At 65.8% G+C, this 23,465-nt stretch carries 24 protein-coding genes; 14 read left to right on the forward strand and 10 right to left on the reverse strand.

Features of this window, described 5'->3' with window-relative positions:
* The first annotated feature begins 8 nt into the window (after positions 1–8).
* The 6 genes from hemH to rho all read left to right on the forward strand — a co-directional run bounded on the left by hemH (position 9) and on the right by rho (position 4,990).
* Complete coding sequence (hemH, locus tag ABWP84_RS00525; protein ID WP_353210026.1) at positions 9–1,073, forward strand: ferrochelatase; 1,065 nt, start codon at positions 9–11, stop codon at positions 1,071–1,073.
* A complete protein-coding gene (locus tag ABWP84_RS00530) occupies positions 1,046–1,711 on the forward strand; it encodes an HAD family phosphatase (protein ID WP_353210027.1) in 666 nt (221 codons plus the stop codon). The genes hemH and ABWP84_RS00530 overlap by 28 nt, the downstream gene beginning before the upstream one ends.
* A gap of 12 nt (positions 1,712–1,723) precedes the next feature.
* A complete protein-coding gene (locus ABWP84_RS00535; RefSeq protein ID WP_353210028.1) occupies positions 1,724–2,662 on the forward strand; it encodes a tripartite tricarboxylate transporter substrate binding protein in 939 nt (312 codons plus the stop codon).
* On the forward strand, positions 2,659–3,111 hold the full coding sequence (gene hemJ, locus ABWP84_RS00540; protein WP_353210029.1) for a protoporphyrinogen oxidase HemJ: 453 nt from the start codon (positions 2,659–2,661) through the stop codon (positions 3,109–3,111). Before ABWP84_RS00535 ends, hemJ begins: the two co-directional genes overlap by 4 nt.
* Positions 3,111–3,596 carry a hypothetical protein gene (locus ABWP84_RS00545; RefSeq protein WP_353210030.1) on the forward strand — a complete coding sequence of 162 codons (486 nt, stop codon included), beginning with the start codon at positions 3,111–3,113 and terminating at the stop codon, positions 3,594–3,596. The genes hemJ and ABWP84_RS00545 overlap by 1 nt, the downstream gene beginning before the upstream one ends.
* Positions 3,597–3,715: 119 nt before the next feature.
* Entirely contained in the window at positions 3,716–4,990 is a 1,275-nt protein-coding gene (gene rho / locus ABWP84_RS00550) for a transcription termination factor Rho (protein ID WP_353210031.1), read from the forward strand.
* Positions 4,991–5,024: 34 nt separating this feature from the next.
* On the opposite strand, the gene ABWP84_RS00555 is transcribed toward rho, so the two are convergent.
* Positions 5,025–6,587, reverse strand: coding sequence for an ABC transporter substrate-binding protein (locus tag ABWP84_RS00555; RefSeq protein WP_353210032.1), 1,563 nt, complete (start codon positions 6,585–6,587; stop codon positions 5,025–5,027).
* A 59-nt stretch (positions 6,588–6,646) separates the two neighbouring features.
* Between ABWP84_RS00555 and ABWP84_RS00560 the strand changes: the two genes are divergently transcribed.
* Together ABWP84_RS00560 and ABWP84_RS00565 are read left to right on the forward strand one after the other, a co-directional pair.
* Positions 6,647–7,087 carry a DNA polymerase III subunit chi gene (locus tag ABWP84_RS00560; RefSeq protein WP_353210033.1) on the forward strand — a complete coding sequence of 147 codons (441 nt, stop codon included), beginning with the start codon at positions 6,647–6,649 and terminating at the stop codon, positions 7,085–7,087.
* Positions 7,084–7,653, forward strand: a complete 570-nt coding sequence (locus ABWP84_RS00565; protein WP_353210034.1) for a DUF2125 domain-containing protein — start codon at positions 7,084–7,086, stop codon at positions 7,651–7,653. Before ABWP84_RS00560 ends, ABWP84_RS00565 begins: the two co-directional genes overlap by 4 nt.
* Positions 7,654–7,661: 8 nt before the next feature.
* On the opposite strand, the gene ABWP84_RS00570 is transcribed toward ABWP84_RS00565, so the two are convergent.
* From ABWP84_RS00570 to htpX, 8 genes are all read right to left on the reverse strand, one after another.
* On the reverse strand, positions 7,662–8,624 hold the full coding sequence (locus ABWP84_RS00570; RefSeq protein ID WP_353210035.1) for a tripartite tricarboxylate transporter substrate binding protein: 963 nt from the start codon (positions 8,622–8,624) through the stop codon (positions 7,662–7,664).
* A gap of 64 nt (positions 8,625–8,688) precedes the next feature.
* Positions 8,689–9,801, reverse strand: coding sequence for an S-(hydroxymethyl)glutathione dehydrogenase/class III alcohol dehydrogenase (locus tag ABWP84_RS00575; protein WP_353210036.1), 1,113 nt, complete (start codon positions 9,799–9,801; stop codon positions 8,689–8,691).
* Between the two features lie 7 nt (positions 9,802–9,808).
* Entirely contained in the window at positions 9,809–10,402 is a 594-nt protein-coding gene (locus ABWP84_RS00580) for a HupE/UreJ family protein (protein WP_353210037.1), read from the reverse strand.
* Between the two features lie 60 nt (positions 10,403–10,462).
* Positions 10,463–12,331: an ABC-F family ATP-binding cassette domain-containing protein gene (locus ABWP84_RS00585; RefSeq protein WP_353210038.1), complete on the reverse strand. Its 1,869-nt coding sequence runs from the start codon at positions 12,329–12,331 to the stop codon at positions 10,463–10,465.
* A gap of 75 nt (positions 12,332–12,406) precedes the next feature.
* Positions 12,407–13,993 carry an ABC transporter substrate-binding protein gene (locus ABWP84_RS00590; protein ID WP_353210039.1) on the reverse strand — a complete coding sequence of 529 codons (1,587 nt, stop codon included), beginning with the start codon at positions 13,991–13,993 and terminating at the stop codon, positions 12,407–12,409.
* Between the two features lie 7 nt (positions 13,994–14,000).
* The gene (locus ABWP84_RS00595) at positions 14,001–14,978 is read right to left on the reverse strand and encodes a 2-oxoglutarate and iron-dependent oxygenase domain-containing protein (protein ID WP_353210040.1); all 978 of its coding nucleotides are present in this window, start codon (positions 14,976–14,978) and stop codon (positions 14,001–14,003) included.
* Between the two features lie 61 nt (positions 14,979–15,039).
* The gene (radA, locus tag ABWP84_RS00600; protein ID WP_353210041.1) at positions 15,040–16,437 is read right to left on the reverse strand and encodes a DNA repair protein RadA; all 1,398 of its coding nucleotides are present in this window, start codon (positions 16,435–16,437) and stop codon (positions 15,040–15,042) included.
* 60 nt (positions 16,438–16,497) lie between these two features.
* Positions 16,498–17,421 carry a zinc metalloprotease HtpX gene (htpX, locus tag ABWP84_RS00605; protein ID WP_353210042.1) on the reverse strand — a complete coding sequence of 308 codons (924 nt, stop codon included), beginning with the start codon at positions 17,419–17,421 and terminating at the stop codon, positions 16,498–16,500.
* Positions 17,422–17,467: 46 nt separating this feature from the next.
* Between htpX and ABWP84_RS00610 the strand changes: the two genes are divergently transcribed.
* From ABWP84_RS00610 to radC, 3 genes are all read left to right on the forward strand, one after another.
* Positions 17,468–17,662 carry a DUF1674 domain-containing protein gene (locus ABWP84_RS00610; RefSeq protein WP_353210043.1) on the forward strand — a complete coding sequence of 65 codons (195 nt, stop codon included), beginning with the start codon at positions 17,468–17,470 and terminating at the stop codon, positions 17,660–17,662.
* Positions 17,663–17,673: 11 nt separating this feature from the next.
* Positions 17,674–18,633, forward strand: a complete 960-nt coding sequence (locus ABWP84_RS00615; RefSeq protein WP_353210044.1) for an NAD(P)-dependent oxidoreductase — start codon at positions 17,674–17,676, stop codon at positions 18,631–18,633.
* A gap of 294 nt (positions 18,634–18,927) precedes the next feature.
* Positions 18,928–19,569 (forward strand): RadC family protein, encoded by a 642-nt coding sequence (gene radC / locus ABWP84_RS00620; RefSeq protein WP_353210045.1) that lies wholly within the window; start codon positions 18,928–18,930, stop codon positions 19,567–19,569.
* 172 nt (positions 19,570–19,741) lie between these two features.
* On the opposite strand, the gene ABWP84_RS00625 is transcribed toward radC, so the two are convergent.
* Entirely contained in the window at positions 19,742–20,368 is a 627-nt protein-coding gene (locus tag ABWP84_RS00625) for a glycine zipper domain-containing protein (RefSeq protein ID WP_353210046.1), read from the reverse strand.
* 45 nt (positions 20,369–20,413) lie between these two features.
* Between ABWP84_RS00625 and dapF the strand changes: the two genes are divergently transcribed.
* The 3 genes from dapF to ftsY are packed head-to-tail and all read left to right on the forward strand — an operon-like array spanning position 20,414 to position 23,454.
* Positions 20,414–21,235, forward strand: coding sequence for a diaminopimelate epimerase (dapF, locus tag ABWP84_RS00630; RefSeq protein ID WP_353210047.1), 822 nt, complete (start codon positions 20,414–20,416; stop codon positions 21,233–21,235).
* Complete coding sequence (locus ABWP84_RS00635; RefSeq protein ID WP_353210048.1) at positions 21,222–22,427, forward strand: radical SAM protein; 1,206 nt, start codon at positions 21,222–21,224, stop codon at positions 22,425–22,427. Before dapF ends, ABWP84_RS00635 begins: the two co-directional genes overlap by 14 nt.
* Positions 22,414–23,454, forward strand: coding sequence for a signal recognition particle-docking protein FtsY (ftsY, locus tag ABWP84_RS00640; protein ID WP_353210049.1), 1,041 nt, complete (start codon positions 22,414–22,416; stop codon positions 23,452–23,454). Before ABWP84_RS00635 ends, ftsY begins: the two co-directional genes overlap by 14 nt.
* Positions 23,455–23,465 lie beyond the last annotated feature (11 nt).

The following is a 23,465-nucleotide window of genomic DNA, read 5'->3' on the forward strand; positions in this document are numbered from 1 at the left end:
CCCCATTTATGACCCGCCCCAAAACAGCGGTCGTGCTGCTGAACCTGGGCGGCCCTGATAGCCCGGACGCAGTACAACCCTTCCTGACCAACCTGTTCTGCGACCCTGCGATTCTGCGCGTGCCGGGTTTCATCCGGCCGTGGCTGGGTAAATTCATCGCCAAGCGGCGCACCCGGGCGGCGCAGGAGAATTATGCCGTGCTGGGGGGCAAATCGCCCTTGCTGGAACTCACCAACGAGCAGGCGGAAACCTTGCAGGCGGCGCTGGCGGGTGATGAGGAGAGCGAATATCGCTGCTTTGTCGCCATGCGCTACTGGCACCCGTTTTCAGAGGAAGCGGCGCAGGCGGTGAAGGATTGGGGTGCGGAGCGCGTGATGCTGGTGCCGCTCTATCCGCAATTCTCCACCACCACGACAGGCAGCAGCATGACCGCCTGGGGTGACGCCTGCCGCGCCATTGGCCTTGATATTCCAGTGCAAACCCTCTGCTGCTGGCATTCCGATGATGGTTTCGCCACCGCCACCGCGCGCATCGTGCGCGAGGCTTATGACAAGGCCAGGGCAGAGCTGGACCCGGCGGTGAAGCTGCGCGTCTTGTTCAGCGCCCATGGCCTGCCGGAGAGCATCGTCAAGCGCGGCGACCCCTATCAGTGGCAAGTTGAACGCACGACGGATAGGATTGTCGAGCGGCTGGATATTCCCAATCTCGATTGGAAGGTTTGCTACCAATCCCGCGTCACGCCGCAAAAATGGATTGGCCCCGCCACTGATGCTGAGATTGAGCGGGCGGGCGCGGAAAAGGTGGCGCTGCTGATTTGCCCCATCGCCTTTGTCTCCGAACATTCCGAGACGCTGGTGGAACTGGATGTGGAATACCGCGAGGAGGCCGACCATGTTGGCGTTCCTGGCTATTTCCGGGTGCCGGCGCAGAATAGCGATGCCGGTTTCATCGCGGCATTGGCTGGGCTGGTGCGGCGGACGGCTGCCACGCCGCGGGCGCTGTGCAGCTTTGCCGGCGCGCGGCAATGTCCGAAAAACCACAAGGATTGCCCGCACGCGAAAGCCGCGGCGTGATCCTCTCCGCCGTGCTGTTCGACTGTGACGGCGTCTTGGCAGATACCGAAATGGTGGTGAACCAGTTGGTTTCCGCCGAACTCTCGGCCCTGGGCTGGGTGATGAATGCCGAGCAGGCGCGGCATGAATTTTTGGGTATGGCCTGGCCGGATATGCGGCCGCTGATCGAGGCCCGCACCGGCCCATTGCCACCTGCTTGGGAACAGGGCTTGTTGCGGCGCATCACCCTCATGCTGGAGGAGGAGACGATGGCCATCCCTGGCGCCATTGCGGCGCTTCAGCATGTGGCGGCGCGGCGGCCAGTGGCGGTGGCTTCCAATTCCTCCCGCCGGGAATTGGCGATGAAGATGGAGCGCCTAGCGCTGACCGATATTTTTGGTGAGCGTCGCTTCAGCTTCGAAGATGTCGCCCGGCCAAAGCCAGCGCCGGATATTTATCTGGCCGCCGCACAGGCCTGCGGTGCCCGGGCGGCTGATTGCGTGGTAGTGGAGGATAGCGTGACCGGGGTGCAGGCAGGGCTGGCCGCGGGGTGTCGGGTTTTGGGGTTTTGCCGTGATACCTCGGCCGAGGCGCTGACCGCCGCCGGTGCCCTGCCATTTGATCGGATGGAGGCACTGCCAGGGCTGCTTGGCCTCTGATAGCTTTGCCCGATGATCATCCGCGCCCTTCTGCTCAGCCTTGCCCTCTTGCTGCCCGCTGCGGCGCAGGAGGTTTATCCCAGCCGCCCCGTGCAGCTCATCATCCTCTATCCGCCGGGCGGTAATACCGACCTCATGGCGCGGGCCTTGCAGGCGGAATTGTCCCGCGCATTGGGGGTTTCGGTGGTGGGGGTCAATCGTGGCGGTGCGGCTGGGGCCATTGGCAATGCCGAAGTGGCGCGTGCCCGGCCGGATGGTCTCACCATTGGCGTCTCGCCCAATAATGCCATCACCACCCAGCCCTTTTTGCAGGCCACGCCGTATCAGGCGGATGGGTTTCGCTATATTTGCCAATTCTATGACAATCCGCAGGTTGTCATTCTTGGCCGCAATGCGCCGTTCAGCGACCTCAGGGGAATGATCGCCTTTGCCCGTACGGGAAAGGAGGCGCTGGTTTATGGTGCGCCAGGGCAGGGCAGCACGCAGCATATTCTCTTCGCCCAATTGCTCCGCGCGGCGGGGGTGGATGGGTTGATGGTGTCCTATACCGGTGCCGGGCCTATGGCAGCGGCGGCGCTGGCGGGCACCATCATGGCCTTTGCCGAATCGGCCAGCATTGCGGCCAGCACCGGCTTGCAGGCTTTGGCGGTATTGGCAGATCGGCGGATGCCAGGCCTGCCGGAGGTGCCCACGAGTGCTGAACTTGGTATGCCGATGAATGGCAGCACCTATGGCGGGCTATTGGCGCCGCTGGGCCTGCGAGATGCCATGGCGGCGGTGCTGGAGCGTGCCTGCGAGGCGGCGGTGGCAAGCGAGGGTTTTCGTAACGCAGCAGAACGACTGAGTGCGGCACCCAGCTTTCTACCTGGTGCCGCTTTCCGCGCGAGATTTCTGGCCGAGGCGGCAGTCAACCGCACTTTGTTGCAAGAATTGGGGCTATCCAACCGATGACGATTGAGTTTTTGGCACCGGCTTATCTCTGGGTGAAATCCTTCCATTTGATGGCGGTGATGGCCTGGATGGCCGGTCTATTCTATTTGCCGCGGCTTTATGTTTATCACACCCAGATCGCCCCTGGTGGTGATGAGAGTGCGCGCTTCATGAAGATGGAGCGGTTGCTGCTGCGCGCCATCATGAACCCGGCAATGATTGCGACCTGGCTGCTTGGGCTGATCCTCGTGCTCACGCCCGGCATTGTGAGTTGGACGAGCGGCTGGTGGCATTTGAAGCTGCTCAGCGTGCTGGCCATGACGGGGTTTCACGGCGTGCTGTCCAAGGCGAGGCGGGAATTTGCGGCCGATGAACGCGTGCATACGGAACGTTACTGGCGGATCATGAATGAGGTGCCGACGCTGTTGATGATCATCATCGTGATCATGGTGATCGTGAAGCCCTTCTGATGGCCGCTGCCATTGCCGGCATTCTGGCTGCATTGCTGAGCAGCCTTATTGAGGTGATGGTGATGGGCGGCATGCCGCCGGTCTCGCGGCAGGACCCGACGCTGTTTCTCATCCTGGCCGTGGCGCCGGTGCTGGAGGAAAGCTGCAAGCGTGGCTTTGCCTGGGTGATGGCAGCACCCTGGGGTCAGGCGGGGCTGTATTTCGGCATTATGGAGGGGCTGAGCAAGCTGATTGGGCTGGAGGAGGGATCGGGGCTGAGCTTCATCATTTCGGTGATGTTCCATTGGGGTTTGGGGCGGCATGCTCAGCTGGGTCGGTGGCCGCTGCTGGTCTCTATTGGCGCTCATGTCGGGTATAATTCGGCTGCGGTGGGGTCTCATCTGCTGCTGGGTGATGTCTCCTCAATGCTGATGCTGGTCGTCTCCGCGCTGATTTTATGGGCATCTTTTCAGCGCCCGGTTGACGTGGCGGGTTCGCATCCCTAACTCCCAGCCTGCGTTCGGGGTCCACCCGCCGCCTTACCCTCCTCGCACCGCGGTTATTGCTGTTCAAACAGCCCCTTCCTGAACCGCGACGCGAATCAACGCCGGATATTCCTCGCGCGATGCATCTTTCTGACCTCAAGGCCAAAGGCCCCACCGAACTCCTCTCCTTCGCCGAGGAGGTGGGGGTCGAGAACGCCTCCACCCTGCGCAAGCAGGATATGATGTTCGCCATCCTCAAGACCCTGGCCGATAATGACCAGGCGATTCATGGCGATGGCACGCTGGAAATCCTGCCCGATGGGTTTGGCTATTTGCGCAGCCCGCAGGCCAATTTCCTTCCCGGGCCTGACGATATTTATGTCTCCCCGGCCCAGGTGCGGCGCTTCGCACTGCGCACTGGTGACACCGTTGAGGGGCAGATTCGCGCCCCAAAAGATGGCGAGCGGTATTTCGCCATGCTCAAGGTCAACTCGATCAATTTCGAGCCGCCCGAGGCGCTGCGCCACCGCATCAATTTCGACAATCTGACGCCGCTCTACCCCACCCGCCGCCTCAAGATGGAAAACGACACTGTCGAGAGCGTGGGCAAGGGCCCGCTGAAGGACAACACCCATCGGGTGATTGACCTGATTGCGCCCATCGGCATGGGCCAGCGCGCGCTGATCGTCGCACCCCCGCGCACCGGTAAGACGGTGATGCTGCAAAACATCGCCAAGGCGATTTCGGCCAATCACCCGGAAGTCTTCCTCATAGTGCTGCTCATCGATGAGCGCCCCGAGGAAGTGACGGATATGGCCCGCACCGTGCGCGGTGAAGTGGTGGCCAGCACCTTCGATGAGCCGGCGACGCGCCACGTGCAGGTGACGGAAATGGTGCTGGAAAAGGCCAAGCGCCTGGTTGAGCATAAGCGCGATGTGGTGATTCTGCTTGATTCGATCACCCGCCTCGGCCGCGCCTATAACTCCGTGGTGCCATCAAGCGGCAAGGTGTTGACCGGCGGCGTGGACGCCAATGCCCTGCAACGCCCCAAGCGCTTCTTCGGTGCGGCGCGCAATATCGAGGAGGGCGGTTCGCTCACCATCATCGCCACCGCGCTGATCGACACCGGCAGCCGGATGGACGAGGTGATCTTCGAAGAGTTCAAAGGCACCGGCAACAGCGAAATCATTCTCGACCGCAAGCTGTCGGATAAGCGGGTCTTCCCCGCCATCGACATCACCAAATCCGGCACCCGCAAGGAAGAGCTGCTGGTGGATCGCGGCACGCTCAGCAAGATGTGGGTGCTGCGGCGTATCCTCAACCCGATGGGCACCCAGGATGCGATGGAGTTCCTGTTGGACAAGCTGAAATACAGCAAGACCAACAACGACTTCTTCGATGCGATGAACACCTGATGAAGGCGTGGCGTGAGGGCATAAGGCCCTCGCGCTATTGCACCGGTGTGAATTCCATGGCGCGTGTCCTCTCCCAGATCTGCGGCGCATAGCGCACATTCGCCCGCGTGGCCCAGATATTCACCTGATGATGAATGGGGATCACGGCTAAGTCGCGCTGCACGCCCAAGCGGATGATCTGCCGGTAGAGCGCGCCTCGGGCTTCGGGCTCCAGGGTGGAGAGTGCGCGCAACAACAGATCATCGGTTTCGGGGTTGGAATAGTGGCTTGCTCGCACGACGGTGCCCCAACCGCGTTCGGGCATGGGTGTCGCCACCATATTGATCAGCGAGGTATCAGCCTCCCCGGTTGAGGATGACCAGCCGGTCAGCGCCATCGAATTTTCATCGCGCGGGGTTCGCGCGAAGAACATGCTGCTGGGCATGGTGGCCACATTCACCCGCACGCCAATGCGCGCCCACATTTGCGCTAAGGCCTGGGCAATGCCCTCGTCATTCACATAGCGATCATTGGGGCCATGCAGGGTGAGGGCGAAGCCATCGGCGTAGCCGGCCTCGGTCATGAGGCGTTTGGCAGCCACCGCGTCATAGCGTTCGGGGCGGATCTCGGGATCAAAGCCCAAAGCGCCCTCGGGCATCAACTGGCCGGCGGGCACGGAAAGCCCTTCCATCAATTGGCGGGCGATGCCCTCGCGGTTGATGGCCATGCTGAGCGCGCGCCGCACTCGCACATCGCGCAGCGGGTTGGGAATGGGCCGGCCGGCCAGATCGGTCACATGCGGTGAAATCTGGCGGCCGACATCAGGGTAGAGATAGATCAGCCGCTGCCCAACCCGGCTTTGCACGGTGATGCCGGGCACGGCCCGCAATTGCGCTACATCGCGGGTGGGCACATTGTCGATGGCATCCACATCGCCAGCACGCAGCGCCGCCACGCGCGCGGTGTCATTGGGAATCATCCGCAATGTTACCCGGCTGAAGGCGGGGGCGCCGGCCCAATGCGTGGCATTGGCGGCGAAACTGGCACGGTCACCGGGCGTGTAGCTGGCGAAGCGATAAGGGCCGGTGCCCACCGCGGCGCGGCCGGAATTGTAGTCGCGGGTTTCCATCCCCTCGCCATTCTTCCGGCTGATGATGGCATAGGTGGTCATCATCATCGGCATCAGCGGCACCGGGCGTTCGCTGTGGAAGCGCAATGTGTGGGTATCCACCACCTCAATGCGCGTCACCGGGCGGATATATTGGCCAAAGCTGGCGGGGCTGCCTGTCACATTGGGCGCGCGGCCCATGGTGAAGACCACATCATCGGCGGTGAAGGGCGTGCCATCATGGAAGGTGACGCCCGGGCGCAGCTTGATCTCCCAGGTGGTGGAGCCCACCGGCTGCCAACTCAGCGCCAGGCCGGGAATGGGGCGGCCATTGGTGTCGGTCATCACCAGCGATTCAAAAACATGGCTGGTCAGCGCCGTATTGGGCGACAGATCATGGAAATGTGGGTCCATGGCGGTGAAGGCGCCGCCGGTGGCGATGGTGAGCGCCGGCTGGGCGGCCGCGGTGCCAGCCATGGCCAGGGCGGAGAGGAGGATGCGGATGTTCATGCGATAATGTGGCGCGGGCTGGGGCTGAGCGCCAAGCGAAAATCGCGTAGTATTATGCCATGGAGATCGGCTTTTATCACCTCACCCGCAGCACATTGGAGCAGGCCTTGCCCAGATTGCTGGCAAGGGTTCTGGCCATACCCGCCCGGGCGATGGTGCTGAGCGGCGCGGCGGAGCGGCTGGAGGCGCTCGACACTGCGCTATGGGCGGCCGCCGAATGGTTGCCGCATGGCAGCCCCGCCACCGGCGACGCCGCGCTGCAGCCCATCTGGCTCACCAGCGAGGATGGCGCGGCCCCCAATGATGCGGCGCATCTCTTCCTCGTCGATGGCGCGGAGAGCGCGCATCTGGCGCGCTTCCAGCGCGGCTTCGACCTGTTCGACGGCAATGACGAGAATGCGCTACAAGCCGCGCGTGAGCGCTGGAAGCGCGCCAAGGCGGCGGGCCATGCGCTCACCTATTGGCAGCAAGGCGAAAAGGGTTGGGAACGCAAGGCATGAGGGCGCTGCGCCGTATTCTGCTGGTGATGGTGCTCGGTGTAGCCCTGGTGTGGCTCGGTGCCAGTGCCGCCCTGGCGCTTTTGCTTCCGGCGGGCTGGGCGGTCACCCAATGGCCACTCAGCGTGCCCGGGCTTGCGGCGCAATCGCCCGAGGGGGCGCTGCTGCGCTGGAGCCCTGCGGAATGGCGCGTGCTACGCGTCAGCGGCAACAACATCACCCCGCGCGGCAGCCGTTTGGGGCCGATCACCGCGCTGGATGCGGAGTTGGAAGGTGCTGGCATGCCGCCCTTCGCCAATGGCCCGCTGAACATTCGTGGCCTTTCAGTGGTGTGGGGGCCGCTGTGCTTCTCCGGCACCGGCGAAATGCAGCCCGATGATCTGGGCGGGCTGCAAGGCACGCTGCGGGGGCGGATGGAGGGCCATGCTGAACTGGCCTCGCTGCTCGGACGCGCTGGGCTTTCGGCCGGGGCACCCAGTATTTCGGCGGGGCGCGATATACAGGTGCCAGTCAGCCTGCGCGATGGGCAATTGACGGTGGGTTTTGTACCGGTGATGCGGCTGCGCTGAGCGGGCCCCTACGGGTCCATCATAATCCCGGTCAATTGCGCCATCTCCTGCCAGCGCGCCACCTCGGCGCGTTGGAAGCTTGCAAAATCCTCGGGCATCATCGGCGCCTGATTAAAGCCGGCGGCCTCAACCCGGCGGGCATTATCCGGGTCGGCCAGCGCCCCTAGGAAGGCGGTGGCGATGCGCAGCACCTGGGCCTGTGGCATGCCGCGTGGGGCGAGAAGGCCAAACCAGGCATCCACCGCCATATAGGGCATCCCGGCCTCGGCGGTGGTGGGCAGGTTGGGGAAGCCCTCAATCCGGGCCCCAGCGCCGATCGACAGCGCGCGCAGCCTGCCCTCGCGCACCAGATTGACCACCTGCGGCCAGGTCGAGACAAAGAAATCCACCACGCCGGCCACCGTATCGGTCGTGGCCGGGCCGCCGCCGCGATAGGGCACGTGGGTCGCGTCCATCCGCTCACGCCGGACGAAGGTTTCGGCAATGACATGGCTGGCGCTGCCGGCCTGGGAGGAGGCGTAGCTCACCCGCCCGCTATTGCGCCCCATCGCGGCCAGCTCGGCCATGCTGGTGGCCCGGGAGGCCATGGGCACCACCGTGGCGTGGTGCACCGTGGCCAGGCGCGCGACTGGCACGAAGCTCTCCACCACGTGATAGGGCAGGTTGCGCGCCATCCATTGGTTGGAGGCGTGGGTCTGGTTATGGCCGAGGATGATGGTGTTGCCATCCGCTGCGGCGCGCGATGCGGCCTCGGTGCCGATAATGCCGCCGGCACCGCCGCGATTATCAATGGTGATGGGCTGGCCCAGGGCGGCGGAGGCGCGCTCGGCCAGGGAGCGGGCCAGGATATCGGTGCTGCCACCGGGGGGGGCGGGCACGATCACCCGCAGGGCCGCTGGCTGCGCCCAGGCCGGCACAATCGCAGCTGCGGCCAGGGGCGTGGCGAGCAGGGCTCGGCGGGCAAGGCGCATGGTCGTCTACTCCGGCATCTTAACCGGATATGTGCGGCCGGCCGCCGCTCCGGTCAATATCGCGTCAGTAAATGACCACCGAGCGGATACTTTTGCCTTCATGCATCAGGTCAAAACCGTGGTTGATCTGCTCCAGCGTCAGGCGATGGGTGATCAGCGGATCGATGGAGATTTTGCCCTCCATATACCAATCAACGATTTTTGGCACATCGGTGCGGCCGCGCGCGCCACCAAAGGCCGTGCCGCGCCAATTGCGCCCGGTGACCAGTTGGAAGGGCCGGGTGGCGATTTCCTGCCCCGAGGCGGCAACGCCAATGATGATGGAGGTGCCCCAGCCGCGATGGGTGCATTCCAGCGCCTGGCGCATCAGCGTGGTATTGCCCACGCATTCGAAACTAAAATCGGCGCCGCCATCGGTGATGTCCTGAATGGCCTGCACCACCTTGTCGCGGCCCACCTCATCGGGGTTGATGAAATGGGTCATGCCGAATTGCCGCGCCATCTCCTGCCGGGCCGGGTTGATGTCCACGCCGATGATCTTGTCGGCGCCGACCATGCGGGCACCTTGCAGCACATTCAGCCCAATGCCGCCCAGGCCGAACACCGCGACATTGGCACCAGGCCAGACTTTTGCGGTATTCACCACCGCGCCAATCCCCGTGGTCACGCCGCAGCCGATATAGCAGATGATGTCGAAGGGCGCGTCCTGCCGGATTTTTGCCAGCGCTATCTCGGGCAGCACGGTGAAATTGGCGAAGGTGGAACAGCCCATATAGTGCATGACCTGGGTCTGCTCACAGCGGAAGCGGCTGGTGCCGTCGCGCATCAACCCCTTGCCCTGGGTGGCGCGGATCGAGGTGCAGAGGTTGCTGCGCTGGGAGAGACAGGTTTTGCACTGCCGGCATTCCGGCGTGTAGAGCGGAATGACATGGTCGCCCGGCCGCAGCGTTGTCACGCCCGGGCCCACCTCACGCACAATGCCCGCACCCTCATGGCCCAGAATGGCGGGGAACAACCCCTCGGGGTCAGCGCCGCTCAGCGTATAGGCATCGGTGTGGCACAGGCCGGTGGCCTTGATTTCCACCAGCACCTCACCGGCTTTGGGGCCTTCGAGATGCACGGTTTCGATGCTGAGCGGCTTTCCGGCCTCCCAAGCGACGGCGGCGCGGGTTTGCATGGGGGGTTCAGCCGCCGGCCAGCAGGAGCGCCAAGCCGGCGCAGACCGTGGCACCGCCGGCCAGGCGCACCGCGCGGGTGCCCGCACCCTGGGTTAGCGCCAGGCCCAGCCCATGCATCGCCGCGGTGGCGAGCATGAAGCCCGCAGCATAGCCCATGCTCACCATGCCTTCGCTGCCATGCGAATGGCCATGCAGGCTGCCGAAGAGCAGCGCCATCGGCAGCGCCACCAGGGCCGAGGCTCGCACGCCCGAGGCCACCAGCGCCCCCAGCACGATCAGCGAGGCCAGGATGCCGGCCTCCACCATCGGCATGCCGAGGCCCGCCATGCCCAGCAACCCGCCACCGGCCATGCCGACGAGGAAGGCGGTGGGCAGCGCCCAGCGCATCGCCCCGCCCGAGGCGCCGGCCCAAAGGCCAATCGCCACCATCGCCAGCACATGGTCAAAGCCGCCCAGCGGGTGGAGCAGCCCGGCCGAGAAGCCGTGCACGCTGCCAATGCCGGTATGAGCCAGGGCGGCGCCGGGGGCTGCGATCGATGCCAAAGCGGCGAGGCGGGTGAGGGTGGCCATTTTGTGGTTCTCCATGAGTTCGGAACGCATTGTGCCGTGATGATGCAGTTTTGCAATCAAGCGATGAACGGGGCGCGAGATACTTGTGGCTTAGGCAGCCAGGTTTTCCAGCTTCTCCGAAAGCTCCAGCCAGGCCGCCTCCAGCCCGGCCAATTCCCGCACCACGCTTTTCTGCCGGGTGGTCGCCTTGGCGATCAGCGCGGTATTGCCGCTGGCGTAGAGCTTGGGGTCGGAGAGCGCCTTGGCCAGCATCTTGCCCTCGGCCTCCAGCTTGGCGATGTCGGTTTCCAGTTGCTTCAGCTTTTGCTGCATCGGCGCTAGGGAGGCGCGTTTTTCCGCCCGTTCGCGCTTCTCGTCCTTCTTGGGGGGGGCGCCATTGGGGCGCGGGCCGCCGCGGGCCTTATCGGCCAGGAAGCTGCGATATTCGTCCAGATCACCCTCAAAGGGCTTCACCGTGCCGCCATCCACCAGCCAGAGCCGGTCAGCCACCAGCTCCACCATTTGCGGGTCGTGGGTGATCAGCAGCACGGCGCCCTGATAGGCGTTGAGCGCCTTCACCAGCGCGTCGCGGGCGTCGATATCGAGGTGGTTGGTCGGCTCGTCCAGGATCAGCAATTGCGGCGCGTCGCGCGTGGTCAGCGCCAGCAGCAGCCGCGCCTTCTCACCGCCCGAGAGGGAGGAGACCACGGTATTCGCCCGGTCCTGATCCAGGCCAAAGCGCGCCAAATGCGCCCGCGCCTGGGTCACCGTCGCGGCCGGCATCGCGTCCGACATATGGGTGAGCGGCGTGCCCGCCATATTCAACTCCTCCGCCTGATGCTGGGCGAAGTAGCCAACCTTCATCTTGGGGTTGCGAAACACCTCGCCACCCATGATCGGTAGCCTTCCGGCGAAGAGCTTGGCCAGGGTGGATTTGCCATTGCCATTCGCGCCCAGCAGGGCAATCCGGTCCTCCTGGTCGAGCCGCAGTGAGACGCCGCCAAGCACTTTCTGGTCGGCATAGCCGGTGGAGGCGTTGTGCATGGTGAGCATGGGTGGCGCCAATTCCGCCGGGGCGGGGAATTCGAAGCGTGTGACCACATCCTCCACCACTGCCTCTTCCGGGCCCAGCCGCTCCAGCGCCTTGATGCGGGATTGTGCCTGGCGCGCCTTGCTGGCCTGCGCCTTGAAGCGGTCCACAAAGGCCTGCATATGCGCGCGCTCGGCCGAGAGCTTGGCGTTGCTGGCGATGGTTTGGGCTTTGCGTTCGGCCCGGACGCGCACGAAATTGGCGAAATTGCCCTGATAAAAAGTCAGCTTCTGCTGATCGAGATGGACAATGCCATCGGCCACACGCTCAAGCAGGAAGCGGTCATGGCTGATCAGCAGCACCGCCCCGGAAAATTTGATGAGCCAGTTTTCCAGCCATAGCGCGGCTTCGAGGTCTAGGTGGTTGGTCGGCTCGTCCAGCAGCAGCAGATCGGGCTCGAGAAACAGCGCCTGGGCGAGGGCCACGCGCATCCGCCAGCCGCCGGAATATTCGCCAACGGGGCGCATCTGCGCCGCCATGTCGAAACCGAGGCCCGCGAGCACCGTGGCCGCGCGGGATGGCGCCGCATCGGCGCCGATGGCCTGCAGCCTGTCATGGATTTCGCCCGCACGGTCGGCCGTGGCGGTTTCGGCCTCCAGCAGCAGGGCGCTGCGCTCCAGATCAGCCGCCAGCACGGTGTCGAGCAGATTGGTGGGGCCGGCCGGTGCTTCCTGTGCCACGTAACCCATGCGGGCGCGCTGGGCGAGGCGAATAGAGCCGCCATCGGCCTCGATCTGCCCGGTGATGGCCTTGAAAAGGGTGGATTTACCGGCGCCATTGCGCCCCACCAGGCCGATCTTGCGGCCGGGATCGACCACAAGGTTGCCATTGTCCAGCAAGGTCCTGCCGGCCACCCGCAAGGTCACGTCCTGAAGCATCAACACTGTCATGCCCGGGCTTCTATCAGGGGGCGGGCGGGCTGTAAGCTGCCAATCTTCGCATGGATGGTGAGCGCGGGTGCCTGATCAGCGCGACCGGCGCAAATTCCAGGCGATGGGAAAGGCGAATTCCACCACCCCCGTCAGCTCCGCCCGATAGGCCTGCGGCACACTCATCTGCCCGCCAATGATGAAGTTCACATTCTCATGGAATCGATCCTGGATCGCCGCCGCCAATTCGCGCCGGGTGCCGGGTTCGCTCACCGCGGTGTAGCGCTGCATCAGGTCACGCATCTGTTCATCGCAGAACCAGCCGGGATAGGCGCGGCAATTGAACGCTGTGCCGGCAAAAACGATCGGGCTGAACAAATCCACCCCGGGCCAGACCACCGGGATGACATTCCATCCGTCACGGTTCAGCCGGCGCGCTGCCACTGTCGCCCAGTCACTGGCGTATTCCTCCACGTTGAAGCCGGCCGCACGCAGATTCTGCATCGCCATCGAGGCCACGGGGGAGAGCATGATACTATCTGTCGGATGGAGGAAAACCACCCGCTCATTGTTATAGCCACCCTCACGCAGCAGCGCCCGCGCCCGCTCCACCCCACGCCGCGCGAGGTTGGGATGGGAGGCGGGGATAAAGCTGGGGGAATTGCAAGTGGAGATGGAGGTACAATCCTCCAGCCGGAAATCCGCCGGTACACCCACCGTCGCCACGATTTCGGACTGGTTGATCGCCGCCTGCGCCGCCTGGCGGATCAGCAGATTGTCGAAAGGCGGCTGGGCGTGGTTGAGGCTGATGAAAGGCATGTACTGCCCCATCCCGCCGCTGGGTCGCATCACTGAGATGTTGCGGTTGCGGCGCATGGGCGCGATGAAATCGGGCGGTAGGAATTCCAGCACATCCACCTCATTGCCCTGCAACGCCGCCACCCGCGTCGCGGCATCGGTGATGGAGACAAACTCCGCCACATCAAAATGCACCACCTTGCCGCCGGCCAGGCCATCGGCGGGCTCGGCCCTGGGGTTGTAGCGGGCAAAGCGGCGGAACACGGCACGATCACCCTGGCGCCACTCGGCCCGGTTGAAGGTATAGGGGCCGCTGCCGATGAATTCAGTGATCGGGCGCTGCGGGTCGGTTGCCGCCATGCGCGCTGGCATCATGAAGGGCACGATGGTGCCAGGCTTGCCCAAAGCCTCGATCACGAAACCAAAGGGGCGCGACAAGACCAGCGAGAAATCCCGCGGGCCATCGGCCGCCAGACTGGCCGTGGCCGCCATCAACAATTGGCCCAGCCCATCGCGCGCACCCCAGCGGCGCAGGGAGGCCACGCAATCTTCTGCCGTCACTGGCTGGCCGTCATGCCATTCCAGCCCCTCTCGCAGGCGGAAATCATACCGCAAGCCATCCGCGCTCACCCGCCAGGATTCCAGCATCTGCGGCCGGTAGCGGCCCTGGCTGTCCATGCTGATCAGGGTGTCGAACACCATGTAACCGAACTGCCTGGTGGCATTGTTCGTGGAAATGATGGGATCGAGGATCGCCAATTCCTGGGTCAACACCAACCGCAACGGGCGCTGCTGCGCGGCCACTGGCGCTGTGGTGAAAAGGAAGGCGAGGAGCATGAGGGCGAGGCGAAACACGGCCAGCCCGCAGCGGTGCTTTGCGCCCATGCCGCCCTTAAGCACCTTGCATCTCCACTTTTTCCGCCGCGTGGTGGAAATTGGCGCGTTGGTAGCTGGTCATGAAGTCGGGGTAGATGATGGGGTCTTCGCGCCCGGCGCTGCCATCGGCGGTGATGGGTGCCATGGTGGCGTGGTAATTGGCATCCATGAAGAACGGGATGGCGTAGCGCTCGCGGCCGGAGCGGTTGATCACGCGGTGCGGGGTGGCGAGGAAGCGTTTATCCGTCCAGCGGCGCAGCATCATGCCGCCATTGATCAGCAGAGCGCCTTCGGGCGCGGGCGCATCGAACCAATCGCCTGAGGGCAGGCGGAGCGACAGGCCGGGGATGCGGTTCTGCGCCAGGATGGTCATGAAGCTGGTATCGACATGCGGTGCGATGCCGAATTCATTGGCCGGCGCGGTGGGTTCCTGCTGCGGGTAATGCGACATCCGCAGCGTGTACATCGGCTCCTGGAAGAAGGGCGTGAAGTAATCCGCTGGCAGGTCTAAGGCGCGCGCGTAGAGTGGCAGCAGGCTCAGGCCCAGGGTTTCGAAGGCTTTGCAGGCGGCCAGGATATTCGCCCGAAAGCCGGGCAGTTCGGGCCATTGATTGGCGCCGCGGAAGCGCAGATTGGCCAGCAGATCGGGGTGGTCGGCCGGGAGTTCGCGCTTGTAGAACACCGCTTCATTTGCATTGGGCAGGGCCACCTCGCCCACCGCATTCACCCGCGTGGTCGCGCCGCGCATCGGCATATAGCCGATATTGTGCTCGTTGATCTTGAGCGCGAGTTTCGCCTCCAGCGATTGGGCGTGGAAGCGTTCGGCTTCGGCGAAGGTGGTATCAAGCAGTTCCTGGCTAATGCCGTGATTGCGCACGAAGTAGAATCCCACTTCGGTGAAGGCGCGGCGCAATTCAACGCCGAGTTGCTCCACAGCGCCCGGCGAGCCGTCGCGCAGCGGTCCGAGATCGAGGACGGGGATGGTATCGGCCATGCTGCTTGCTCTCCAATGCGGGAGGGCAGCGTCGCGCCACTGGCAGCACATGGCAACAGGCTTATGCGCGCGGCTTGACCGATTTGGCCGCAAAAGGCGCCACCAGGTCGGCCACATGGCCGATTTCGTCCAGCCGCAGCGCCTCGGCCTGCGGGGCGGCGCGGCCGCCGCGGGCGATGCGCCGGGGCAGTGTGGCGGCCTGAAAGCCGAGTTTTTGCGCCTCGCGCAGCCTTTGTTCCGGCTGGCTGACCTGGCGCACCTCGCCCGAGAGGCCGACCTCGCCAAAATACACCCGGTCCGGGTCGGTCGGCTGGTCGGTCGCCGCACTCACCAGGGCGGCGGCCACGGCCAGATCGGCGGCGGGTTCGGCAATGCGCAAGCCGCCGGCGATGTTGAGATAGACATCATTCTGGCCGAGATTGAGCCCGGCGCGGGCCTCCAGCACCGCCAGCAGCATCGAAAGCCGCCCGCTATCCCATCCCACCACGGAACGCCGGGGCGAGCCGCCATTGGAGGGCGAGAGCAACGCCTGCACCTCCACCAGCACCGGTCTTGTGCCCTCCACCCCGGCAAATACCGCGCTGCCGGAAATATTGCCGCGCCGCTCGGCCAGGAACAGGGCGGAAGGATTGGCCACCTCCACCAGCCCGCCCTCGGTCATTTCGAAGACGCCGATCTCATCGGTGGCGCCAAAACGGTTTTTGGTGGCGCGCAGGATGCGGAATTGATGGCCGCGATCGCCTTCGAAATACAGCGTCGCATCCACCATGTGCTCCAGCACGCGCGGCCCGGCCAAGGTGCCCTCCTTGGTGACATGGCCGACCAGCACGAGGGCGAAGCTTTCCGATTTCGCCACCCGGATCAGTTCGGCGGCGCAGGCGCGCACCTGCGCCACCGTGCCCGGCGCGCTGTCCAGCGTGTCCAGCCACATGGTCTGGATGGAATCGATCACCACCAGTGCGGCCTGTTTCTCGGCCTGCAAGGTGGCCACGATGTCGCGCAGCGCGGTGGCGGAGGCCAGCGCCAGCGGTGCGCCTTCCAGCCCCAGGCGGCGGGCGCGCAGCCGCACCTGGGCCACCGCCTCTTCGCCCGAGATGTACAGGGTGCGATGCCCTGCCGCTGCCATATGCGCCGCCGCCTGCAGCAGGATGGTGGATTTGCCGATGCCAGGGTCGCCCCCCACCAGCACGGCCGAGCTTTCAACAAAGCCGCCACCCAACACGCGATCAAGCTCGGCAATGCCGGTCAGCATGCGTGCGGGCGGGGCGCTTTCGCCGGCGAGATCAACAAACTCCACCCGCCGCCCCGGGCCGGCCTTGGAAGCGGGGCCGGGGCCGCGCGGGGCTGGCGCTTCCTCGACCAGGGTGTTCCACTCGCCGCAGGCATCGCAGCGGCCCTGCCACTTGGCATGCGCCGCGGCGCAGCTTTGACAGACGAAGCGGATTTTATCCTTGGCCATGCGGCGAAGCATGCCCTGGGCCGGGCCGCGCCGCCATATCCGCAGGGCTGGGCGGGCGGCTTACCCCCAGGGATTGCGCCGCCCCGGAACTGCCCAAGGGCTGGCTGTGGGCCGGGGCGCTACCTCAATCATTGCCCCGCCGCCGCCGCGCATCGCCCGCAGCCGAGCCACCCGTTCGGCCGTGGGCGGATGGGTGGTGAAGAGCCCGCGCAACCCGCCGGAAAGCGGGTTGATGATGAACATATGGGCGGTGGCGGGGTTGGCTTCGGCGCCCTCATTCACCGCGCGGGCGGCATAGGTTTCCAGCCGTTCCAGCGCGCCGGCCAGCCATTCTGGGTCACCGCAGATTTCAGCGCCTTCGCGGTCGGCCTCATATTCCCGGGCGCGGCTGATCGCCATTTGCACGATGGAGGCGGCGATGGGGCCCAGAATGACCAGCAGCAGGCCGGCAATGGGGTTGGTGTTGCGCTGGCCGTCGCGCCCGCGCATGGCAAACATGCCACCGAATTGCGCCACCATGCCAATGGCGCCCGACAAGGTGGCGGCGATGCTCATCACCAGCGTGTCGCGATGCTTGATATGGGCCAGTTCATGCGCGACCACGCCGGCCACCTGGCGCTCATCCATCAGGTCGAGCAGGCCGGAATTCACCGCCACCGCAGCATCTGAGGGGCCACGCCCGGTGGCGAAGGCATTGGGCTGATCCTCATGGATAACATAGAGCGCGGGCATGGGCAGGCCGGCGCGGTCGGCCAATTGGCGGACCATGGCGTACAGACGCGGCGCCTCGGCCTCGCTCACTGGCTGGGCATTGTTCATCCGCAGCACGGCGCCCGCGCTGCCCCACCAGGCAAAGAGGTTCATGCCCGCCGCCATCAGCAGCGCGACCACCGCGCCGCCCCCGCCGCCAATGGCATAGCCCACCGCGGCGAAAATCGCGCTCAGCGCGGCCAGCAGGATGAAGGTGCGGAAATAGCCACCCATGGCAGGCGCCTCTTGCTCAATCGAACGAGCATGGCACATGGGGTGGATGGAGCATGAAGAGCAAGAGCCAAAACCCGCGGTCGAGCCGAAAGGCGCGCCGCGCACAGCGCCACCGCTGACGATTCTCAACCGGCCCAAGCGGCCCTATTCGCCGCCGGCGATTGAGGATGGTGGCCCTACCGGCCCCGAGCCAACCCGCTACAATGATTGGGAGCGGAAGGGCCGCGTCAGCGATTTCTGAGGGTGTTGCATATGCGGCTATTGATTTCGGAACCGGCGCTGGCGCTGGCCAGCCCCCTGCCGGCGGGGGTGACGCCGATGGTGTTCCGGGTGGGTGAAACGCCCGGCCCCTTCGATATCGCCTTCCTCTCGCGCGATCTCAATATGGGTGGCGCGCGGGACACGCCAGCGCCGGGTTTTGCCGGTTTCGTCGCGGCATCGGCGGCCGAGCCCGGGCTGCAATGGCTGCATGTGAATTCCGCCGGGGTGGACCGGCCGCAATACAAGGCGCTGATGGCGCGCGGCGTGCGGGTCAGCACCTCGGCCGGGGCCAATGCGCTGGGCGTGGCGCAAAGCGCCGTGGGCTGCGTGATGATGCTCTCACGTGGTTTTCTGGGTTGGATGGATGCGCAATCCAAGCGGGAATGGCGCCCGGCTACCATGCCTTTCCCCCCCGATCTGCAAGGCCAGACCGCCACGGTGGTGGGGCTGGGCCCGGTGGGCAATGAGGTGGGGCGCCTGCTGGCCGCGATTGGGCTGAAAGTGCATGGGCTGTCCCGCAATGCGCGTGATGTGCCGCCGCCGGGTTTTCTCTCGGCCGGCCGCTATGCGGATCTGGCGGCGCTGTTGCCGGGCACTGATTGGCTCTGCCTGTGCTGCCCGATCAGCGACATCACCCGCAACCTGGCCAGCGGCCCTGCCATCGCGGCGCTGCCGAAGGGTGCCCATATCATCAATGTGGCCCGTGGCGGGGTGATGGATGAGGCGGCGGCGCTGGCGGCTTTGCAGAGCGGCCATTTGCGCGGTGCCTATGTCGATGTCTTTGAATTGGAGCCGCTGCCGCCGCAAAGCCCCTGGTGGGATGCGCCGAACACCCTGGTCTCGCCGCATGCCGCAGGGCCCGCGGCCGGCAACCTGGCCCGCGCGGCGGATTATTTCCGCCGCAACCTGGAGCGTTATCTGGCCGGCGAGAAGCTGCTGAACGAGGTCTGATCTCGGGTCTCTGGTTAACTAACAATTGACCGGTCATGGATCAGTATGGAAATACTCGCTCAGGTTGTAAGGGCGAGCCAGTTGTCGAACCCGGAGTTGTCTGAAAATCAGACATCACTCGCCGCACTAAGGCGGCGCATCAAACGTATTGCGACGCCGCGCTTGAAGGCTGAGCGGCTGCCGGGCCTAGGCGAGGCATCGATAGAGGCACCCCCGGCCCCACGCAAGCGTGCCGGCCGGCCTAAGGGCAAAAAACCCCTTCCCAGTACCGGCCACTATAGCCATCGCCAGCAGATGCAGGAAAAGCTTCTGGGCCGCGGGCCGGAGGCGCTGGCGGATTATGAGATGCTGGAAATGCTACTCTTCGCTGCCCTCCGAGATGGCGACACCAAGCCCATGGCCGAGGCGCTGATCAACCGCTTTGGCAGTTTCAACAGGGTACTGGCGGCGCCGCCTTATGCGCTGATGGCAGCCCCGGACATCAGTCCGCACGCTGCTGCCGCTGTGAAGATCGTTCAGGCCGCCGCCCTGCGCATGATGCAGGCTGACCTTTTCGAACAGCCGCTGCTGAACAATTGGGAGCGGCTGATGGGCTATCTCACCGCCGCCCTCTCACGCGAGAAAATCGAGCAGTTCCGCGTGCTCTTCCTCGACAGCAAGAACCGCCTGATCGCCGATGAGGCGCAGGCGCGCGGCACGGTCAACCACACCCCGGTCTATCCGCGAGAGGTGGTGAAAAGGGCGCTGGAACTGCACGCAACCGCCCTGATCCTGGTGCATAACCACCCCAGCGGCGACCCCACCCCCTCGCGCGCCGATATCGAGATGACGGCGGCGGTGAAGGATGTTGCCGCCGTGCTGGAAATCATGGTCCATGACCATCTGATCCTGGGCAATGGCAAATGGACCAGCTTTCGGCGGGAGGGGCTGCTTTAGCCGGTGATTTTCAGCACCCGGGCTGCGGTATTGCCCAGGATATCGGCCTTTTGCACATCCATGGCGGCAAAGCGCTGGCCTAGGTTGATCGCCACCTCATTCGCGCCGCGCACCGGCGAGGCCGGGGTGGCCGCCTCTGGCCCCAGCCGCGCTGCAGAATGGCCTGCTCTGGTCAGATCGACCTTTCGCGCAGCAGCACAAGCCCCGGCCCATCACCCATCCAGCCTGGCAATTCCTGTAGCAAGTGCGCCGGTGCTATGCCCAGATCCGGCGCTTCATCGGGCTGTTGCGGCGTGGTGGCGGGCGGGGTTGCGGTGCCGGGTGCGGGTGGCTGCGCGGCGCCGGCTTCGGGCACGGTATAGTCCGGCACGATCCGCGCCTGCGCGCCCTCGATCACCAGAACCCGCGCGCCCACCTCCAGCGGCACCAAATCGCGCTGCACCACGCTCACCAACTCGCCATTGCGTTTGCGCACCACATATTCCACGCCGTCGCCGCTATTGGCCGCGCGCTCGGCGGCGCTGCCGATCAGCCCGCCCATTAGGGCACCGCCCACGGCGCCCAGCGCCTCGGCCACGCGGTTGCCCGGGGTGGTGCTGCCCAGCACGCCGCCGGCCGCCGCGCCGGCCGCCGCACCGGTGGTGCCATCGGCTGCGATCTGAATACGGCGGAAGCCGGCCACCACGCCCTGTTCGGTGCGGTTGGCCTGCTGCACCGCGCGGGTGGCATATTCATTGGCGGAATAGCGGTTGCCGCAACCCGCCAGCAGCAGCGTCAGCACGAGAAGGGTCCTGATCATTCTCGCCACATAGCGCGGGCGGGCGGCGCGGCCTATATGCATTGCATGCGTATCCCCTTCCGCAAGATGCATGGCGCGGGCAATGACTTTGTCATCCTCGATGCCAGACAGGCCGAATTGCCGCCCATCACCCCCCAGGGGGCGCGATGGCTGGCCGACCGCAATTTTGGCGTGGGGGCGGAGCAAATCATTCGCCTCGAACCCACGGAAGAGGCTGATGTGTTCATGCGCATCCTCAACCCCGATGGCAGCGAGGCGGGCGCCTGCGGCAATGCCACGCGCTGCGTCGCCCGCATTATTTTCGATGAAACCGGCCGCAACCATGCGGTGGTGCAGACCATCTCGGGCCTGTTGCCGGTGCGCGCGACCGCGGATGGGCTGATCGAGGCCGATATGGGCCCGGCCCGGCTGGGCTGGGCCGAGGTGCCGCTGGCACAGGCAATGGATACGCTGCATTTGCCGCTGGTGGGCGACCCGGCGGCCTGTTCCATGGGTAATCCGCACGCCACTTTCTTCGTGCCCGACCTCGGCGCCGTGGATGTGGCGGCGCGCGGCCCGGTGCTGGAGCGTGACGCACTCTTCCCCGACCGCGCCAATATCGGCTTTGCCCAGATTTTGGGGCCGGAAGAGATTCGTCTCGTGATGTGGGAGCGTGGCGCGGGCATGACCATGGCCTGTGGCTCGGGCGCCTGCGCCACCTTGGTGAATGCGCATCGGCGCGGCCTGACCGGGCGGCGGGCGCGGGTGCATTTGCCCGGCGGTACGCTGACCATCACCTGGCGCGAGGATGGCCATGTGCTGATGGAAGGCCCCGCCGCGCTCTCCTTCCTGGGCGAGTTGGATGGGGCGCGCCTTGTCGCCGCCTGAAACCCTCGCCTTCGGCTGCCGGCTGAACAGTGCCGAGGCCGATACCATGGCCAGGCTGGCGGCGGCGGGCGGGCTCTCCCATGCGCTCATCGTCAATACCTGCGCTGTCACCGCCGAGGCGGAATCCCAGGCCCGCCAGGCCATCCGCCGCGCCGCGCGCGAGGCACCGGGCCGGCCCATCATCGTCACCGGCTGCGCTGCCACGCTGGCCCCGGCAAGCTGGGCGGCGCTGCCCGGCGTCACCCGCGTGCTGGGCAACCCCGAGAAACTGCAGCCGCAAAGCTGGGGCGCGCCGGAAACCCCCACGCCTCCCGCCGCCACCCGAAGCCGCGCCCGCGCCTTTCTGGAGGTGCAGCAGGGCTGTGACCATCACTGCACCTTTTGCGTCATCCGCCTGGCGCGCGGGCCCTCCCGCACATGGGCGCTGGATGATGTGCTGGGCGCCACCAGGCAGGCGGTGGCGCGCGGCCAGCAGGAGGTGATCCTGACCGGCGTGGACCTCGCCAGTTGGCAGGATGGCGCGGCCGGGCTCGCGGCCCTGGTGCGGGCCTGCCTCGGCGTCCCCGGGCTGGCGCGGCTGCGCCTCTCCTCGCTCGACCCTGCGGCGGTGGGGGCTGATATGCTGGCGCTGTGGCGCGATGAGCCCCGGCTGGCACCCTTTCTGCATCTCTCGGCGCAGCATGGTGATGGGCTTATCCTCAAGCGTATGCGCCGCCGCCATGGCCCGGATACCGTGCCAGAACTGGCCGAGGCCGCCCGCGCCGCGCGCCCCGATATGGCGTTTGGCGCTGACCTCATCGCCGGCTTCCCCACCGAGGAGGAGGGCCATCACGCCGCCTCTCTTGCGCTGATCGAGGCGCTGCGTCCCGCCCTGCTGCATGTCTTCCCCTATTCCGCCCGCCCCGGCACCGCGGCCGCCCGGCTGCCGGCCCTGGCCCCGCCGGTGGTGGCCGCCCGCGCCGCCGCCCTGCGCGCCGCCGGCCAGCGCCATGCCCATGCTGCCGCCGCCGCGCGCATCGGCTGCATCGAGCAGGCGATTTTTGATTCCAGCACCGAAGCCACCACCGCCCAGGGCCTGCGCCTGCGCCTGACCAGCGGCGAGGTGCCGCGCGGTGCCCTGCGCGCGCTGCGGGTGGTGGGTGCCGATGGCGCGGTGCTGCTCGCCGAGGAGGCTCAAAATGGCGTTGCGTGACCTGTGGGGAAAGCTGACCGGCGGCGGCGCAACCCCGCCCGAGGCACCCCCCTTAGCCCCCCCCTTGGCCCCACCCTCGGCCGAGCCAGCCCCCGAGCCAGCCCCCGGCTTTTTCGGCCGCCTCAAGGCTGGCCTGGCCCGCAGCACCGCCCGCCTCACCGAAGGGCTCACCGCCGCCTTCACCAAGCGCAAGCTGGATGATGCGGCGCTCGAGGAGTTGGAGGAGACGCTGATCACCGCCGATATCGGCGTCGCCGCCTCTTCCCGCATCGTGCAAAGCTTCCGCCGCACCCGTTTTGGCCGCGAAGTCTCGCCTGAGGAGGTGAAGGAGGCGCTGGCCGGGGAGATCGCCGCCATTCTCGCCCCCGTCGCCCGGCCCATGCCCATCGATACCAGCCATGCCCCGCATGTGGTGCTGGTGGTGGGGGTGAATGGCGTGGGCAAGACCACCACCATCGCCAAGCTCGGCCAGCAATATGTGGCCGAAGGCCGGCGGGTGATGTTCGCGGCTGGCGACACCTTCCGCGCCGCCGCGGTCGAACAATTGCAGATTTGGGGCGAGCGTACCGGCGCCACCGTCGTCGCCGCCGCAAAGCATGGCGGTGACGCTGCGGGCCTCGCCTTTGATGCCCTGACCCAGGCGCGCGCCGAGGGCTATGATGTTCTGCTGATCGACACCGCCGGCCGGCTGCACAACAAGACGGCGCTGATGGACGAGCTGCGCAAAGTCGTGCGCGTCATCAAGCGGGTGGATGAGACCGCGCCGCATTCCGTACTGCTGGTGCTGGACGCCACCACCGGCCAGAACGCCGTGCAGCAGGCGAAAATCTTTAGCGAGATGGTGGATGTCACCGGCATTGCGGTGACCAAACTCGATGGCTCGGCCAAGGGCGGTGTGGTGGTGGCGCTGGCGCAGGAATTCGCCACCCCGCTGCATATGGTGGGGGTGGGCGAGAAGGCGGAAGATTTGCGGCCCTTCGATGCCGGCGAATTCGCCCGTGGGCTGGTGGGGCTGGAAGAGGGCTGAGCCACCCCTTG

Source organism: Rhodovarius sp. (assembly GCF_040399605.1).
In the GTDB taxonomy this organism is placed as follows: Bacteria; Pseudomonadota; Alphaproteobacteria; order Acetobacterales; family Acetobacteraceae; genus Rhodovarius; species Rhodovarius crocodyli_A.